This window comes from Candidatus Mycoplasma haematohominis, from assembly GCF_902712995.1.
GTDB lineage: Bacteria > Bacillota_I > Bacilli_A > Mycoplasmatales > Mycoplasmoidaceae > Eperythrozoon_B > Eperythrozoon_B haematohominis.
The window spans coordinates 1-1,433 of sequence record NZ_CACTIB010000033.1 but is presented as its reverse complement, the minus strand read 5'-3'; the positions used below and the strand labels follow the sequence as shown (position 1 = coordinate 1,433).

Annotated in this window: 2 protein-coding genes; both read right to left on the bottom strand. The window is 34.1% G+C overall.

Annotated features, from left to right (window positions below; translation table 4 throughout):
* A partial coding sequence (locus H6411_RS05745; protein ID WP_216083697.1) for a hypothetical protein occupies positions 1-469 on the bottom strand: 469 nt, incomplete at its 3' end.
* A 3-nt stretch (positions 470-472) separates the two neighbouring features.
* Positions 473-1,294, bottom strand: a complete 822-nt coding sequence (locus H6411_RS05740) for a hypothetical protein (RefSeq protein WP_216083696.1) — start codon at positions 1,292-1,294, stop codon at positions 473-475.
* Positions 1,295-1,433: the final 139 nt, after the last annotated feature.

Below are 1,433 nucleotides of genomic sequence, written 5' to 3'. Positions count from 1 at the left end.
AAATAGAACAGTATTTCCAAATAGCTTCTCTGTATTTCTTCTTTGTTGGATCATTGCCGGATTCTGGCTTTATGTGTTCTTTTGAATCCTTTTTGTATGCAGTATCGCAAACCCTATTCAAAGCTTTCGTATCACCGCTTGCACCAAAAGCTTTATCTACTTTTGTATCTTTTTTAAATTCATCATTCTCACCATTATTCTTTGCAACCCCATCTTTAGGCTCATAATCTTTCTTCCAAACCTCATTAAATTGTTTATTTCATCAAGCCTCATCTTTGCTCGGATCTATTAAATACTTTCCGTATATTCTTCCAAAAGTTTTGTCAGTATATATTTCCTTAAACTTATCCATTTCAGATAGAAAGGAATGTTCAGGAGTTCAATTATCCAATCCTCCTTTTAAAGCGTATCCTCCACCGACTACTAACGCTACAGCTCCTAGGCCGGCTGCTCCTTTTACTGGATCCATTAATTAACTAGGGGTAATATCAGGAACTAAATAACAAAATCTTTTAATATCCTCTTCACTTGCTTCGTTGTTTTCAGAACTGCCTTTTCCATAAGCGTCTTGACATACCTTTTTTACAGTATCTTCACTCCCTCTTACATCGTTTTTCTTTCCATATAAAGTTTTAAAAATACTTCCTTTTGCTAAATCGCCCGATGATTTAGAAGAAACAATATCAAAGAATTCTTTATTCCTTAAATCTCAAAATGATTTATTAGCTCCATCATCTTCTGTAGAAACAGAAACGGCTTTACCTTTATGTGTTTCTCCATTCTTGCCTGTATAAGTTGTATCGCCGGAAGAAGGTATTACTTTTGGCTTAGATCTAAGTATTGAACAATATGTTCAAACATTATCTTCATAATTAGGTTTAGTAGAGGCTGTAACTTCATCTTTTGACTTTTTAAAAGCAACTTCACATACTTGATTTAATGCTTTAGTATCGGTATCCTTTTTTGAATAAGCCTGATCTATAGCACTAACGTTCTGAAATTCAGTGCTGAATTTACTTGTTGCAGATGAACCACTCACATCAGATTTAAAAGCTTCATAAACCTCTTCTCATCATCATTTGTTTTTCTCATTGTTAGGATCAATCATGTAAATTGAATAATCATTTCCGAACTTACCAGATGGATAGGCACTATCTAAATCTTTTTTTACTTTAGATGCAAGTACAAAAGCCTGCTTTACTTCTTTTGTGTTTGAATTGAAAAGATAGTACCCTCCTACACTTGTTGAAGCCAATACAACAAGAGCGATTCCTGCTTTAGCTGCGGGTAACATAACCAACTAATCTTGCTTTCCTTGTAAAGAACAGAATCTCATAGTATCTTTGTCTTTATCAGTTTCAAATGCCACTTTGTATCTGGTTTCGCAAGCAGATTTCAACTTTTCTAACCTCTGCTCTTTACTTGTATTCTCA